This window comes from Pseudomonas sp. S32 (assembly GCF_016648095.1).
GTDB lineage: Bacteria > Pseudomonadota > Gammaproteobacteria > Pseudomonadales > Pseudomonadaceae > Aquipseudomonas > Aquipseudomonas parafulva.
Genome location: NZ_JACVVF010000006.1, coordinates 144,613 through 158,920, shown reverse-complemented (window position 1 = coordinate 158,920; position 14,308 = coordinate 144,613). Strand labels below are relative to the sequence as shown.

The following is a 14,308-nucleotide window of genomic DNA, read 5'->3' as shown; positions in this document are numbered from 1 at the left end:
ACTTAAAAATGTCGTTTCTGGGCAGCCTGCACATTCCGTGTCACCAAACTGCTCAGGGGTTACACGCATGGCGCCTAGCTCGCCGCTTTTGGCGCAGTCGCCGACTTGTAGGAAACGCCTGATTTTGCCGACTCAATAGGTCGTTTTCAGGTTTTTTCGAATAGCCGTTCAATTTCAGGCACGGCGTTTGCGTAGATATTGGTCAACAGCCCTGCACACCATCAAGCGGGGCAATAACAAGAAATCAGTGCCCGCCTGAGGCACACCCTGCATTTGTGTGAGGAGAAACCGCGATGACGTCGTACACCTCCGGGAACCCAACCCAGAACCGCACAGCACCCCAGTCCATCGGGTTTCTTCTATTGGACAACTTCACCCTGATTTCACTGGCCTCGGCCGTGGAGCCGCTGCGCATGGCCAACCAGCTGTCTGGCCGTGAGCTGTACCGCTGGCACACGCTCACCGTGGACGGTGGCCAGGTCTGGGCCAGTGATGGCTTGCAGATTACCCCGGACGCGGCCATGCACAGCGCCCCCCCCATCGACACCGTGATCGTCTGCGGCGGCGTGGGCATCCAGCGCACCGTTACCCGTGAGCATGTCACCTGGCTGCAAGCCCAGGCCCGCCAGTCGCGCCGCCTGGGTGCGGTGTGCACCGGCAGTTGGGCGTTGGCCTGTGCCGGCCTGCTCGATGGTTTCGATTGCAGCGTGCACTGGGAATGCCTGGCCGCCATGCAGGAAGCCTATCCACGGGTGAACATGAGCACCCGCCTGTTCACCCTCGACCGTAACCGCTTCACCAGCTCTGGCGGCACTGCGCCGCTGGACATGATGCTGCACCTGATCAGCCGCGATCATGGCCGTGAGCTGTCGGCGGCGATTTCCGAGATGTTCGTGTACGAGCGCATTCGTAACGAGCAGGACCACCAGCGCGTACCGCTCAAGCACATGCTGGGTACCAACCAGCCGAAGCTGCAGGAAATCGTCGCCCTGATGGAGGCCAACCTCGAAGAGCCGATCGACCTGGACGAGCTGGCGGTTTACGTGGCGGTGTCGCGGCGCCAGCTGGAGCGGCTGTTCCAGAAGTACCTGCATTGTTCGCCATCACGCTACTACCTGAAGCTGCGCCTGATCCGCGCCCGGCAGTTGCTCAAGCAGACGCCCATGTCGATCATCGAGGTGGCGTCGGTGTGCGGCTTCGTTTCCACGCCGCACTTCTCCAAGTGCTACCGCGAGTACTTCGGCATTCCGCCGCGTGACGAGCGTGTGGGCTCCAACACCACCCAGCAGGTAGCGATGATGCCGATCCCGCAGGCGATTACCCTGTCGCCCCACAGTGGGCCGATGGCTGCCTTGAGCCAGGCGCGCAACGAGTCGACGTTTGCCAGCGTAAGGCTTTGACACGGCACTGGCTCGTTCGCGGGTGAACCCGTTCCTACAGGTACCTGTGGTCTTCGATCCCTGTGGGAGCGGGTTTACCCGCGAAGGGGCCAGTACGGAGAAAAGGTCCCTCAGGCGCGCTTGCTGAACTGGGCCAAGGCCGGCAGCAGTTGCTTGTCGATTGCCTGGCGCACCGCCGGCAAAATGGTCGCGCTCCCGGTGTACATCTGCTCCACCATCCCTTTCAACGCCCGTGCATTGGGTTCCGTGAGCCCGCGCACCACAGCTTCGCAAGCCTGCTCCGCGGTAGCCCCGGCTGGTATGTCGAACCCGCGTGCGCGCAGGTGGCCTGCGAGGTCGTCCTGGTCAATCAAATCGGCATGCATCATGGCTGTTATCCCTTTTATCGCGAAGAGAGTGCTGCGTGATTTACGACCGATTCTGTGACGGGTACGACACGCCCGCAACCTCAGAATGCAGGGGTGGCCGCTTTGGCTAAGAACAGGTCGTTTCCGGCTAAATCCCCCTGCCATGAAGTGCGCACACTCACGCCATCTACCGAAGCGGAGGGTTTGGTCACCCTCACACGTGCACAGTGGATGTTGCTCGCTCTTGGCCCCGGATGCTCACGGCTTTCCGGGGTTATTTTTTGGGTCATGTAATGCCAATCACCCGCTGTACGTAGACTGCGGCTGGCAGATCCTGCTGCCCTTGAGCGAGCCCCTGCAGCAGCCCGATACTTTGCTCACTGAAAGGTGCAGATCGTGGGCCTGCCAAGTCCACATGCAGCAGTAGCTGTTCACTGGCCGCCAGCACTTCATCGAACCCTGATCGGTGCAGGGTGTGATACACGTGCAGGCGCTTGCGATCAAAAGCGATGATCTGCGTTTGCACCCATACCTCTGTGCCCAGCTTCACCTCATGCAGATAATTGATATGGGCCTCAAGGGTGAACAGCGAATTACCACTCTGTTCTCGGTGGTCGGCATCCAGCCCGATGCGTTCCATCAACGCATCGGTGGCGTAGCTGAAAATCAGCAGGTAGAACGCATCGCGCAGGTGCCCGTTGTAATCGACCCAGTCCTCGTGAACCTGGGTGCGGTAGGTAATCAATGCCGGCATCGGATTCCCCTCAATCACCAAAAGCCATGCCATGGCGGGCTTTGCTGGCCTGGACGGCGCCCAGCACCGCCAGCAGGGTGTCATCCCGGTAACGCTCGAGGGCTGCAATGCTGCGCTCGCCCAGTTGCTCCGAGGTGCCTTCCACCACATCGTCGATCAGCCTGTCGGTCAGCTCTGGCGCTGGCAGGTAGGTCCAGGGCAGCTTGAGTGCGGGGCCGAACTGCGACATGAAATGGCGCATGCCGGCGTCGCCACCCGCCAAGGTGTAAGTGAGGAAGGTACCCATGAACGACCAGCGCAGGCCAGCGCCAAAGCGTATGGCATCGTCGATCTCCCCGGTGGTGGCCACGCCGTCATTGACCAGGTGCAGGGCTTCACGCCACAGCGCCTCCAGCAAGCGGTCGGCGATAAAACCTGGCACTTCCTTGCGCACGTGCAGTGGGCGCATGCCGAGGGCGGTGTAGATGGTTTTCGCCGCGTCGATGGCCGCAGGGGAGGTGTGCTTGCCGCCCACGATTTCTACCAGCGGCAGCAGGTAGACCGGGTTGAACGGGTGGCCGACCAGGCAGCGCTCGGGGTGCCTGGCCGATTCGTAGAATTCGCTGGGCAGCAGGCCCGATGTGCTGCTGCCGATAATGGCATCGGGTTTGGCGGCGGCGCTGATTTGGGCGTGCAAGTCCAGCTTGAGGTCCAGGCGCTCGGGGGCGCTTTCCTGGATGAAGTCAGCGTCCCGCACGCACGCTTCGATGGTACTCACAAATTGCAGACGGGCCTGTGACGCGCCCGGTGCCAGGCCTTGTTGCTGTAATGCAGGCCAGGCATTGGCGATACGTTTGCGCAAGGCCTGCTCGGCACCCGGCGCCGGGTCCCAGGCGACCACATCCAGGCCGTGGGCGAGGGCGCGGGCCACCCAGCCGCTGCCTATTACGCCGCTGCCCAATGCAGCAAACGTCTTGATCTCGGTGATGAAGGTCATGGTTGTCTCCCAATAGAGTCAGCGGCGTTTGAGGTTCATCTTTTCCCGGCCTTCGGCAGGGGTCAGCACGCGGGCGCCGAGGCGGGAGATGATCTCTACCGCGCGCTCGACCAACTGGCCGTTGCTGGCCAGTACGCCCCGGTCGAGGTACAGGTTGTCTTCCAGCCCCACCCGCACGTTGCCACCCAGCAGCACCGCCTGCGCCGCCATGGGCATCTGCATGCGGCCGATGCCGAAGCCGGCCCAGGTGACATTGGCCGGCAGGTTGTCGACCATCGCCTTCATGGTGGTGGTGTCTGCGGGCGCGCCCCAGGGGATGCCCAGGCACAGCTGGAACAGCGGGTCGTGCAGCAGGCCTTCCTTCATCATTTGCTTGGCAAACCACAGGTGGCCGGTGTCGAAGATCTCAAGCTCGGCTTTTACCCCCAGCTCGGTGATGCGTTTGGCCCCGGCGCGCAGCTGGGCTGGGGTGGACACGTAGATCGAATTGCCGTCGCCGAAGTTGAGCGTGCCGCAGTCCAGGGTGCAGATTTCTGGCAGCAGGGCCTCCACGTGGGCCAGGCGCTCCAGCGGGCCGACCAGGTCGGTGCCCGGGCCGAAGGCCATGGGGTTTTCAGCAGGGCCGATTTCCAGGTCGCCGCCCATGCCGGCGGTGAGGTTGACGATGATGTCCACATCCGCTTCGCGAATGCGCTCCATGACTTCGCGGTACAGCGCCACGTCACGGCTGAAGCGGCCCGTTTGCGGGTCGCGGACGTGGCAGTGCACGACGGTGGCGCCGGCTTTGGCGGCTTCCACGGCAGCAGCGGCGATCTGTTGCGGGGTGACGGGTACCAGGTGGCTTTTCGAGGCGGTGTCGCCCGCGCCGGTGAGGGCACAGGTGATGATGACGTCGTGGTTCATGGCGCGTTCCTTGTGTTGTCTGTGCTGGCCTTTTCGCGGGTGAACCCGCCCCCACAAGGGGCCGTTTGGTCCCCTGGACTATGCGTAAGCTGTAGGAGCGGGTTTACCCGCGGAGGGGCTGGATCAGTTGGCGGTAAGCTTGAGGTTGTCCGCAGCCGGCTTACCGTCGAAGGTGGTCACCCCCTCAAGCCAGCGGGCCTTGTCTTCGGGGTGGTCCTTGAGCCACTGGCGGGCCGATTCGAGCGCGTCCTTGTGGTCGAGCAGCGGTTGCATCATGCGGCTCTCGTCCTCGGCGCTGAACGTGAGGTTGGCCAGCAGGCGGTTGGCGTTGGGGCAGCGCTCGGCGTAGTCGGGTGCGGTTACGGTCCATACCGTCGCGCGGCCTTCATCAGGCCCAAGTGCGCCCTGGCTGTCCCCCAGGTAAGCCATGTCGATGTTCACGTTCATGGGGTGGGGCGTCCAGCCAAAGAACACCACCGCTTCCTTGCGGCGCACGGCGCGGTCTACCGCCGCGAGCATGCCAGCCTCGCTGGATTCCACCAGCTGGAACTTGCCCAGGCCGAACTGGTTGTTGCTGATCATCGCCTTGATCTGGGTATTGGCGCCGGAGCCGGGCTCGATGCCGTAGAGCTTGCCGCCCAGTTCCTTCTCGAATTTATGGATGTCGGCGAAGGTTTTCAGGCCCTTGTCATACAGGTATTTGGGCACCGCCAGCGTGGCGCGAGCATCCTCCAGGCTTGGCTTGGCCAGTACCTTCACCTGGTTGGCGTCGATGAACGGCGTAATGGTCTGGGTCATGATCGGGTTCCAGTAACCCAGGAACATGTCCAGGCGCTTGTCGCGGATACCGGCGAAGATGATCTGCTGTGACGCGCTGGTCTGCTTGGTCTGGTAGCCAAGGCCGTCGAGCAGCACCTGGGCGACGGCGCTGGTGGCGATGACGTCGGTCCAGTTGACCACGCCCAGGCGCACGTTCTTGCAGGCTGCAGCGTCAGCGGCGTAGGTGGGGGCAACGGCGATGCTGCTCAGGGCGAGTGTTAACAAGCTGCGGCGGATCAAGCTGTGCATGGTGGCTCTCCATCGGCAGTGCATATTTTTATGGGGGCCGGCCTCTTTGGGGCGGTGTGAACACGCTACGCTGCTGGCAGGGTGGAAAATCGCACCCTGGCGACCAACAGTTGCACGGAGGCGACCACCTTTGCCGTGGAGCATGCAATGCCGCAAATCATTCATTTCCTATTGCTACCCGGCTTCTCGGCCATGGGGTTCATCAGTGCGCTGGAACCGCTGCGGGTAGCCAACCGCTTCCGCGGGCCGTTGTACCGGTGGCAGGTGCTGAGCCTGGATGGCGGGCCAGTGCAGGCCAGCAACGGCATGTCGGTGAACGCCGACGCAGCACTGGGGGCAGGTGAGCCCTGCGCCATGCTGTTGATCGTGGCCGGGTTCGAACCCTTGGCCCGCTATGGCACGGCGCTGCAGCAGGCGCTACGCCGCCTGGACCACGGCGGGGTAGTGCTGGGCGGCATTGATACCGGCGCCGTGGTGCTGGCCCATGCGGGCTTGCTCGACGGGCATCGCGCCACGGTGCACTGGGAGGCGCTGGATGCGTTTCGCGAGAATTACCCAGACCTGCAAGCCACCCAGGAGCTGTTCGAGATCGACCGGCGGCGCATCACCTGCGCTGGCGGCACGGCGTCGATCGACATGATGCTCGACCTGATCGCACAGGCCCACGGTGCTGAGCTGGCGGTGGAGGTTTCTGAACAGTTCGTGCTCGGGCGTATCCGTCAGCGACAGGACCACCAGCGTATGCAGATTGCCAGCCGCTATGGCATCAGCAACCGCAAGCTGGTGAAGGTGATCGGCGAAATGGAGCGCAACACCGAACAGCCGCTCAACACCCAGGTGCTGGCCGAAAGCGTCCAGGTGACGCGTCGGCAACTGGAGCGGTTGTTTCGCCTGCATCTGGGCGATACCCCTAGCGGTTTCTACCTGCGTTTGCGTTTGGAAAAAGCGCGGCAGTTATTGCGCCAGACCGACATGAGCGTGCTGGAGGTGGGGGTGGCTTGCGGGTTTGAGTCGGCTTCTTACTTTACCCGCTGTTACCGGGCGCGGTACCAGCGTTGCCCGCGCACGGATCGGGCGGGCAGGGCAGTGTGATTTTCGCCTGAGGGCCGCATCGCGGATTTATCCACAATGAGGCCAGACCAGCTTCACTGCTGACCAATGGACTGCAGGTACTCCGACCGGTCATCGCTGCGTTGCGCCACACAGGTATCCCACGCCGCCTGGAAGGCCTTGCTGCCTTTCTTCTCGGCAAAGGTTTCCACCTTGCAGTCGGCATCGCGCAATTGGGCCCACAGCTTCTGCGCCGCGTCCAGTTGCCCTACCAGGGCGCTCACCTGGTTGCCCTGGTCGGCGTACTGGTCGCGCACACGCTGGATCAGGTCATCATAAGCCGCTTGCAGTTCCCGCTCGGCGGCCTGCTTGCTGAAGGCTGCACAGGCATAGGTCTGCTGGTCGGTTTCGACATTGTCGCAAGGGGTGCTTTCTTCTTCCGCTGCGTGGGCGCCAGACACCGCCGCCAGCAGTACCATCCATGCCATTGCTTTCATCCGTATTCTCCTCGCCAAACTGATGAATGGCCGGATTCTCGCTCAGCCGCTCGCCGGGCGATAGCTCTTCGGCAAAATGTTCATCAACAGGGCTGCCCAGGTTGTTATCGAGACTGTCTCTCATTGCCGAAAACCCCGCCAGAGGGCGGCTTGTCGCGCATTGACGCTTTCGGCAAACCCCCTGTCGTTTTTGCATCGGGGCGCCTCGGGCCGCAGGCATATGCTGGCCCCAAAGCGCCGGCACAAGGTTTGGCGCCACCCATTCAATAAAAGGGGACGCCTGATGAGCCCAGCCGAATTACACGCCGACAGCATCGTCATCGATGGCCTGATCATCGCCAAGTGGAACCGCGAGCTGTTCGAGGACATGCGCAAAGGTGGCCTGACCGCCGCCAACTGCACCGTGTCGGTCTGGGAAGGCTTCAAGGCGACCGTCGACCAGATTGCCGCCAGCCAGAAGCTCATCCGCGAGAACAGCGACCTGGTGATGCCCGTGCGTACCACCGCTGACATTCGCAAGGCCAAGGAACTGGGCAAGACCGGCATCCTCTTCGGCTTCCAGAACGCCCATGCGTTCGAAGACCAGATTGGCTACGTCGAGATCTTCAAGCAGCTGGGCGTGGGCATCGTGCAGATGTGCTACAACACCCAGAACCTGGTAGGTACCGGCTGCTACGAGCGTGACGGTGGGTTGTCTGGCTTTGGCCGCGAGATCGTTGCCGAGATGAACCGTGTGGGCATCATGTGCGACCTGTCCCACGTTGGCTCGAAAACCTCCGAAGAAGTCATCCTCGAATCGAAAAAGCCGGTGTGCTACTCCCACTGCCTGCCGTCCGGGCTCAAGGAGCACCCGCGCAACAAGTCCGATGAAGAGCTGAAGTTCATCGCCGACCACGGCGGCTTCGTGGGCGTGACCATGTTTGCACCGTTCCTGGCCAAGGGGATCGATTCCACCATCGACGACTACGCCGAGGCCATCGAGTACACCATGAACATCGTCGGTGAAGATGCCATTGGTATCGGTACCGACTTCACCCAGGGTCATGGCAAGGAATTCTTCGAATACCTCACCCACGACAAGGGCTACGCCCGCCGCCTGACCAACTTCGGCAAGATCATCAACCCGCTGGGCATCCGTACCGTGGGCGAGTTCCCCAACCTCACCGAAACCTTGCTCAAGCGCGGCCATTCCGAGCGCGTGGTCCGCAAGATCATGGGCGAGAACTGGGTCAACGTATTGAAAGACGTCTGGGGCGAATAAGCCGCTCTCCAAGCCTGAAGCCCCTGCCAGCAACGCCGGGGCAACCCAATAAAAATTTTTCTGGAGTTGAGTTTCCATGGCCAAGATCGCCCCGCAATTGCCAATTGAAGTCGACAGCGAAACCGGTGTGTGGACCAGCGACGCCCTGCCGATGCTGTACGTGCCACGGCATTTCTTCGTCAACAACCACAAGGGCATCGAGGAAGTCCTGGGCGCCGACAAGTACGCCGAGATCCTCTACAAGGCCGGCTACAAATCTGCCTGGCACTGGTGCGAAAAAGAAGCCGAGTGCCACGGCCTGGAAGGCGTCGCAGTATTCGAGCACTACATGAAACGCCTGAGCCAGCGTGGCTGGGGCCTGTTCGAGATCCAGGACATCGACCTGGACAAGGGCACTTGCAGCGTCAAGCTCAAGCACTCTGCATTCGTATACGTCTATGGCAAATGCGGCCGTAAGGTCGACTACATGTTCACCGGCTGGTTCGCCGGCGCCATGGACCAGATTCTCGCTGCCCGCGGCAGCTCGATCCGCACCGTTGCCGAACAGGTGTACGGCGGGTCGGAAGAAGGCCACGAAGATGGCCTGTTCGTAACGAAGCCGTTGTAAGCCGGAGATAGCGTCATGGCATTCGAAGCAATGTTCCAGCCGATTCAGATCGGCAAACTGACCATTCGCAACCGCGTGCTCAGCACCGCGCACGCCGAGGTCTACGCCACTGACGGCGGCATGACGACCGACCGCTATGTGAAGTACTACGAAGAAAAGGCCAAGGGCGGCATTGGCCTGGCCATCTGCGGCGGCTCGTCGGTGGTGGCCATCGACAGCCCGCAGGAATGGTGGGCGTCGGTCAACCTGTCTACCGACCGCATCATCCCGCACTTCCAGAACCTGGCCGATGCCATGCACAAGCATGGCGCCAAGATCATGATCCAGATTACCCACATGGGCCGTCGCTCGCGCTGGGACGGTTTCAACTGGCCCACCCTGATGTCGCCCTCGGGTATCCGTGAACCCGTGCACCGCGCCACCTGCAAAACCATCGAGGTGGAAGAGATCTGGCGTGTGATCGGTAACTACGCGCAGGCTGCGCGCCGCGCCAAAGAGGGCGGCCTGGACGGCGTGGAGCTGTCGGCGGTGCACCAGCACATGATCGACCAGTTCTGGAGCCCGCGCGTCAACAAGCGTACCGACGAGTGGGGCGGCAGCTTCGAAGGCCGCATGAAGTTCGGCATGGAAGTGCTCAAGGCCGTGCGTGCCGAGGTCGGTGACGACTTCTGCGTGGGTATGCGTATCTGTGGTGACGAGTTCCACCCCGATGGCCTCAGCCACGAGGACATGAAGCAGATCGCTGCGTATTACGATGCCACCGGCATGCTCGACTTCATCGGCGTGGTAGGTTCGGGTTGCGACACCCATAACACCCTGGCCAACGTCATCCCGAACATGAGCTACCCGCCGGAGCCGTTCCTGCACCTGGCCGCAGGTATCAAGGAAGTGGTCAAGGTACCGGTGCTGCACGCACAGAACATCAAGGACCCGAACCAGGCCACGCGCATTCTTGAAGGCGGCTACGTGGACATGGTCGGCATGACCCGTGCGCACATGGCCGACCCGCACCTGATCGCCAAGATCAAGATGGGCCAGATCGACCAGATCAAGCAGTGCGTGGGTGCCAACTACTGCATCGACCGCCAGTACCAGGGCCTGGACGTGCTGTGCATCCAGAACGCCGCCACCTCCCGTGAATACATGGGTGTGCCGCACATCATCGAGAAAACCACGGGTGCCAAGCGCAAGGTGGTGGTTGTGGGTGCTGGCCCTGCCGGCATGGAGGCGGCCCGCGTGGCCGCTGAACGTGGCCACGATGTGACCCTGTTCGAGAAGAAAGACCAGATTGGTGGCCAGATCACCATCGCCGCCAAAGCGCCGCAGCGCGACCAGATTGCCGGTATCACCCGCTGGTACCAGCTGGAGCTGGCGCGCCTGAAAGTGGACCTGCGCCTGGGTACCGCTGCCGACGTGGACACCATCCAGGACCTGCGCCCGGACATCATCGTGCTGGCCGTGGGCGGGCACTCGTTCCTGGAGCAGAACGACCACTGGGGCGCTGCCGAAGGGCTGGTGGTCAGCAGCTGGGACGTACTGGACGGCAAGGTTGCACCGGGCAAGAACGTGCTGGTGTACGACACCATTTGCGAGTTCACCGGCATGTCGGTGGCGGACTTCATCGCCGACAAGGGCTGCCAGGTGGAAATCGTCACCGACGATATCAAGCCGGGTGTGGCCATGGGCGGTACGACCTTCCCCACCTACTACCGCAGCATGTACCCCAAAGAAGTGATCATGACCGGCGACATGATGCTGGAAAAGGTCTACCGCGAGGGCGACAAGCTGGTGGCGGTGCTGGAAAACGAATACACCGGTGCCAAGGAAGAGCGCGTGGTGGACCAGGTGGTGGTGGAGAACGGCGTGCGTCCTGACGAGCAGCTGTACTACGCCCTGAAGGACGGCTCGCGCAACAAAGGCCAGATCGATGTGGAGGCGCTGTTCGCCATCAAGCCGCAGCCGATCCTCAGCCAGCCAGGCGAGGGCTACCTGCTGTTCCGCATTGGTGACTGCGTGGCCCAGCGTAACGTGCATGCGGCGATCTACGACGCCTTGCGCCTGTGCAAGGACTTCTGATCTTTAAAAATAGCCGCCGCTGAGCGCGGTTTCCTGTGGGAGCGGGTTCACCCGCGAATGCGTCAGCCCAAGCAACATCGTTGTCTGACCTGACGCATTCGCGGGTAAACCCGCTCCCACAAGGGGGCCAGTCCAGGCGCCAGAACGGCGCAAGAATCTAGCTGTTGTGGGAGCCTCCCATGTTGAACACCCTTCTACCCATCCTGCTGTTCGCTGCCCTTGGCCTGGCGGTGCTCGGCGCCCTGCGCCGGGTGCGCATGTGGCGTCGTGGCCGGGCCTCCAAGGTCGACCTGGTCGGCGGCTTGCTGGCCATGCCGCGCCGTTACCTGGTGGACCTGCACCACGTGGTCGAGCGCGACAAGTACATGTCCAAGACCCACGTGGCCATTGCTGGCGGCTTCGTGCTGTCGGCGCTGCTGGCCATCCTGGTGCACGGTTTCGGCCTGCACAGCAAGATTCTGGGTTATGCCCTGCTGGTGGCCACGGTGATCATGTTCACCGGCGCCATCTTCGTCTTCAAACGGCGCCTCAACCCGCCTTCGCGCCTGTCCAAAGGCCCTTGGATGCGCCTGCCCAAGAGCCTGCTGGTGTTCGCTGCCAGCTTCTTCATCGCCACCTTGCCCGTGGCTGGCATCCTGCCGGCCAATACCGGCGGCTGGGTGATGGTCGGCATTCTGGGCCTGGGCGTGCTGTGGGGCGTGTCCGAGCTGTTCTTCGGCATGACCTGGGGCGGGCCGATGAAGCACGCTTTCGCCGGTGCCCTGCATTTGGCATGGCACCGCCGCGCCGAGCGTTTTGGGGGTGGCCGCAGCACTGGCCTCAAGCCACTGGACCTGGAAGACCCGAACGCGCCGCTGGGCGTAGAAAAACCGGTGGACTTCACCTGGAACCAGCTGCTGGGCTTTGACGCCTGCGTGCAGTGCGGCAAGTGTGAAGCGATGTGCCCGGCCTTTGCTGCCGGCCAGCCGCTGAACCCGAAAAAGCTCATCCAGGACATGGTCATCGGCCTGGCCGGTGGTACCGATGCCAAGTTCGCCGGCAGCCCTTACCCCGGCAAGCCGATCGGCGAGCACGGCGGCCACCCGCACCAGCCGATCGTCAATGGCCTGGTGGATGCCGAGACACTTTGGTCGTGCACCACTTGCCGCGCCTGCGTTGAAGAGTGCCCGATGATGATCGAGCACGTGGACGCCATCGTCGACATGCGCCGCCACCTCACACTGGAAAAGGGCGCTACCCCGAACAAGGGCGCCGAGGTGCTCGACAACCTGATCGCCACTGACAACCCTGGCGGCTTCGCCCCGGGTGGCCGCATGAACTGGGCTGCCGACCTGAACCTCAAGCTGCTGTCCGAGGTGAAGAGCACCGAGGTGCTGTTCTGGGTGGGCGATGGCGCGTTCGACATGCGCAACCAGCGCACGCTGCGTTCGTTCGTCAAGGTGCTCAAGGCTTCGGGTGTGGACTTCGCCGTGCTGGGCCTGGAAGAGCGCGACAGCGGTGACGTGGCCCGTCGCCTGGGTGATGAAGCCACGTTCCAGCAACTGGCCAAGCGCAATATCAAGACCCTGGCCAAATACACGTTCCAGCGCATCGTTACCTGCGACCCGCACAGCTTCCACGTACTGAAAAACGAGTACGGTGCGCTGGGCGGCAACTATCAGGTGCAGCACCACAGCACCTACATTGCCGAGCTGATTGGCGCCAACAAGCTCAACCTTGGCCAGCACAAAGGTGGCAGCGTCACCTACCACGACCCGTGCTACCTGGGCCGTTACAACGGTGAATACGAAGCCCCGCGTGAAGTGCTCAAAGCGCTTGGCATCGAGGTGCGTGAAATGGAACGCTCAGGCTTCCGTTCACGCTGCTGCGGCGGTGGCGGCGGTGCGCCGATCACCGACATCCCTGGCAAGCAGCGCATCCCCGACATGCGCATGGACGACATCCGCACCACAGAGGCTGAAGTGGTGGCTGTGGGTTGCCCGCAGTGCACGGCGATGCTCGAAGGTGTGGTGGAGCCGCGCCCACTGATCAAGGACCTGGCCGAACTGGTGGCCGACGTGCTGATCGAGGAAGACGCCCAGGCGGCGGCCAGCAAGCCAGCCAAGACCAAACGTGAACCTGCGGAGGTGCATTGATGAGCGACATCATCCGCCGCGACCCTCGCGCCGAGTGGATCGCCCGTAACCGTCTGCACCCGCTGCACGCAGCCATGCAGACTCAACAGACCAGCTGGATGGGGCCCAACGGCCTCATCCGCAAGAACCCGCACGCCAGCGCCGCAGGCTTCATCGGCCCGAACGGGCTCAAGCGCATCGACCGCAGTGGCGCCCAGCAGGGCACTACCGTCGGGGCGCGGCGCACGGCGGCGGCCGAAGTGCAGTTGCCGCTGCATCAGGTGGCCGACCCCGCGTTCTACATTGCCGTGGTGCCGGACATGGTCGGTGGCCGCCTTGGCAGCCACGACCGCGACTTGCTGGGCCTGGCCCACAGCCTGGCCGGCAACGACGGTGCGGTGTTGGCCATCGTGTTCGGCGAGCACAAGGAAAGCAGCTTCGCCAATGCCGGTGTAGACCGCCTGCTGGTAATCGATGGTGATGAATACCAGGGGTATGCGCCAGAGCAACTGGTGCAGGGCCTGCGCGCGGTGGACAACCAGTTTGCCCCACGCCACTGGCTGCTGCCAGACAGCCGCACCGGCGGTGGTGAGCTGGGCCGGCGCCTGGGGGCGGCGTTGGGTGAACGCCCGGCTACCCGTGTGTGGCAAATCAAGGACGGCCAGTGCATCGGCCGTGCTGGCGCTGGCCAGCAAGACATGCAGCGTGCACTTCCGCGGTTGATCCTGGCCGCGGCCGAGTGTGCCGAGCCGGTCAGCGAGACGCGCCACGAAGCGTTGCCGGTCGAGTTGTCTGCCAACGTTGCCCGCAGCATTTCGCGTATCGAAGACCTGGGCTCGGTGGCGGTTGACCCGGCCAAGATCGCCATGGCGGAGGCCGAGTTCATTGTCTCTGGCGGCAACGGCGTCAAGGACTGGCCGCTGTTCCACAAGGCCACCACCGCGCTGGGTGCTACCCAGGGCGCGTCCCGGGTGGCGGTGGACGATGGCCACATGCCGCGTGATCGTCAGGTGGGCGCCACGGGTACGTGGGTAACTGCACGGGTGTACATGGCGGTGGGTATCTCCGGCGCCATCCAGCACCTGCAGGGCATCGGCGCCTGCGACAAGGTGGTGGCGATCAACATGGACCCCGGTTGCGACATGATCAAACGCGCCGACCTGTCGGTCATTGGCGACAGTGCGGCGATTCTCCAGGCACTGATCGACGCTGTGGATAACTACCGCAACGGCGCCCAGCGCGACGCGGCATAAGG

General features: G+C 62.9%; 13 protein-coding genes. 7 read left to right on the top strand and 6 right to left on the bottom strand.

Going from position 1 to position 14,308, the window contains the following annotated elements; translation table 11 throughout:
- Window positions 1-293 precede the first annotated feature (293 nt).
- Window positions 294-1,400, top strand: a complete 1,107-nt coding sequence (locus IAE38_RS05505; protein WP_028635297.1) for a GlxA family transcriptional regulator — start codon at window positions 294-296, stop codon at window positions 1,398-1,400.
- 110 nt (window positions 1,401-1,510) lie between these two features.
- Here IAE38_RS05505 and IAE38_RS05500 read toward each other — a convergent pair whose 3' ends face one another.
- The 5 genes from IAE38_RS05500 to choX all read right to left on the bottom strand — a co-directional run bounded on the left by IAE38_RS05500 (window position 1,511) and on the right by choX (window position 5,448).
- The gene (locus tag IAE38_RS05500) at window positions 1,511-1,768 is read right to left on the bottom strand and encodes a hypothetical protein (RefSeq protein ID WP_028635296.1); all 258 of its coding nucleotides are present in this window, start codon (window positions 1,766-1,768) and stop codon (window positions 1,511-1,513) included.
- Window positions 1,769-2,033: 265 nt separating this feature from the next.
- On the bottom strand, window positions 2,034-2,501 hold the full coding sequence (locus IAE38_RS05495) for a thioesterase family protein (RefSeq protein ID WP_201216418.1): 468 nt from the start codon (window positions 2,499-2,501) through the stop codon (window positions 2,034-2,036).
- Window positions 2,502-2,511: 10 nt separating this feature from the next.
- Window positions 2,512-3,477: an L-carnitine dehydrogenase gene (locus IAE38_RS05490; protein WP_201216415.1), complete on the bottom strand. Its 966-nt coding sequence runs from the start codon at window positions 3,475-3,477 to the stop codon at window positions 2,512-2,514.
- A gap of 18 nt (window positions 3,478-3,495) precedes the next feature.
- The gene (locus tag IAE38_RS05485; protein ID WP_028635293.1) at window positions 3,496-4,380 is read right to left on the bottom strand and encodes a 3-keto-5-aminohexanoate cleavage protein; all 885 of its coding nucleotides are present in this window, start codon (window positions 4,378-4,380) and stop codon (window positions 3,496-3,498) included.
- Between the two features lie 123 nt (window positions 4,381-4,503).
- The gene (choX, locus tag IAE38_RS05480; protein WP_201162198.1) at window positions 4,504-5,448 is read right to left on the bottom strand and encodes a choline ABC transporter substrate-binding protein; all 945 of its coding nucleotides are present in this window, start codon (window positions 5,446-5,448) and stop codon (window positions 4,504-4,506) included.
- 147 nt (window positions 5,449-5,595) lie between these two features.
- Between choX and IAE38_RS05475 the strand changes: the two genes are divergently transcribed.
- Complete coding sequence (locus IAE38_RS05475) at window positions 5,596-6,540, top strand: GlxA family transcriptional regulator (RefSeq protein ID WP_201216413.1); 945 nt, start codon at window positions 5,596-5,598, stop codon at window positions 6,538-6,540.
- A gap of 53 nt (window positions 6,541-6,593) precedes the next feature.
- Here IAE38_RS05475 and IAE38_RS05470 read toward each other — a convergent pair whose 3' ends face one another.
- Entirely contained in the window at window positions 6,594-6,995 is a 402-nt protein-coding gene (locus IAE38_RS05470) for a lysozyme inhibitor LprI family protein (protein ID WP_201162195.1), read from the bottom strand.
- Window positions 6,996-7,278: 283 nt separating this feature from the next.
- Here IAE38_RS05470 and IAE38_RS05465 point away from each other — a divergent pair, with 283 nt between their 5' ends.
- The 5 genes from IAE38_RS05465 to etfA all read left to right on the top strand — a co-directional run bounded on the left by IAE38_RS05465 (window position 7,279) and on the right by etfA (window position 14,306).
- Entirely contained in the window at window positions 7,279-8,256 is a 978-nt protein-coding gene (locus IAE38_RS05465; protein WP_028635289.1) for a dipeptidase, read from the top strand.
- A gap of 76 nt (window positions 8,257-8,332) precedes the next feature.
- Window positions 8,333-8,863, top strand: a complete 531-nt coding sequence (locus tag IAE38_RS05460; RefSeq protein WP_060482832.1) for a DUF5943 domain-containing protein — start codon at window positions 8,333-8,335, stop codon at window positions 8,861-8,863.
- Between the two features lie 15 nt (window positions 8,864-8,878).
- On the top strand, window positions 8,879-10,939 hold the full coding sequence (gene dgcA / locus IAE38_RS05455) for a dimethylglycine demethylation protein DgcA (protein WP_060482833.1): 2,061 nt from the start codon (window positions 8,879-8,881) through the stop codon (window positions 10,937-10,939).
- A gap of 179 nt (window positions 10,940-11,118) precedes the next feature.
- Window positions 11,119-13,074: a dimethylglycine demethylation protein DgcB gene (dgcB, locus tag IAE38_RS05450; RefSeq protein WP_201216411.1), complete on the top strand. Its 1,956-nt coding sequence runs from the start codon at window positions 11,119-11,121 to the stop codon at window positions 13,072-13,074.
- Entirely contained in the window at window positions 13,074-14,306 is a 1,233-nt protein-coding gene (gene etfA, locus IAE38_RS05445; protein WP_201162191.1) for an electron transfer flavoprotein subunit alpha, read from the top strand. The genes dgcB and etfA overlap by 1 nt, the downstream gene beginning before the upstream one ends.
- The last annotated feature ends 2 nt before the right edge of the window (window positions 14,307-14,308 follow it).

Coding starts and splice junctions, on each gene's coding strand:
- IAE38_RS05505 (WP_028635297.1), top strand. CDS start 294: ATGACGTCGTACACCTCCGGGAACCCAACCCAGAACCGCACAGCACCC.
- IAE38_RS05500 (WP_028635296.1), bottom strand. CDS start 1,768: ATGATGCATGCCGATTTGATTGACCAGGACGACCTCGCAGGCCACCTG.
- IAE38_RS05495 (WP_201216418.1), bottom strand. CDS start 2,501: ATGCCGGCATTGATTACCTACCGCACCCAGGTTCACGAGGACTGGGTC.
- IAE38_RS05490 (WP_201216415.1), bottom strand. CDS start 3,477: ATGACCTTCATCACCGAGATCAAGACGTTTGCTGCATTGGGCAGCGGC.
- IAE38_RS05485 (WP_028635293.1), bottom strand. CDS start 4,380: ATGAACCACGACGTCATCATCACCTGTGCCCTCACCGGCGCGGGCGAC.
- choX (WP_201162198.1), bottom strand. CDS start 5,448: ATGCACAGCTTGATCCGCCGCAGCTTGTTAACACTCGCCCTGAGCAGC.
- IAE38_RS05475 (WP_201216413.1), top strand. CDS start 5,596: ATGCCGCAAATCATTCATTTCCTATTGCTACCCGGCTTCTCGGCCATG.
- IAE38_RS05470 (WP_201162195.1), bottom strand. CDS start 6,995: ATGAAAGCAATGGCATGGATGGTACTGCTGGCGGCGGTGTCTGGCGCC.
- IAE38_RS05465 (WP_028635289.1), top strand. CDS start 7,279: ATGAGCCCAGCCGAATTACACGCCGACAGCATCGTCATCGATGGCCTG.
- IAE38_RS05460 (WP_060482832.1), top strand. CDS start 8,333: ATGGCCAAGATCGCCCCGCAATTGCCAATTGAAGTCGACAGCGAAACC.
- dgcA (WP_060482833.1), top strand. CDS start 8,879: ATGGCATTCGAAGCAATGTTCCAGCCGATTCAGATCGGCAAACTGACC.
- dgcB (WP_201216411.1), top strand. CDS start 11,119: ATGTTGAACACCCTTCTACCCATCCTGCTGTTCGCTGCCCTTGGCCTG.
- etfA (WP_201162191.1), top strand. CDS start 13,074: ATGAGCGACATCATCCGCCGCGACCCTCGCGCCGAGTGGATCGCCCGT.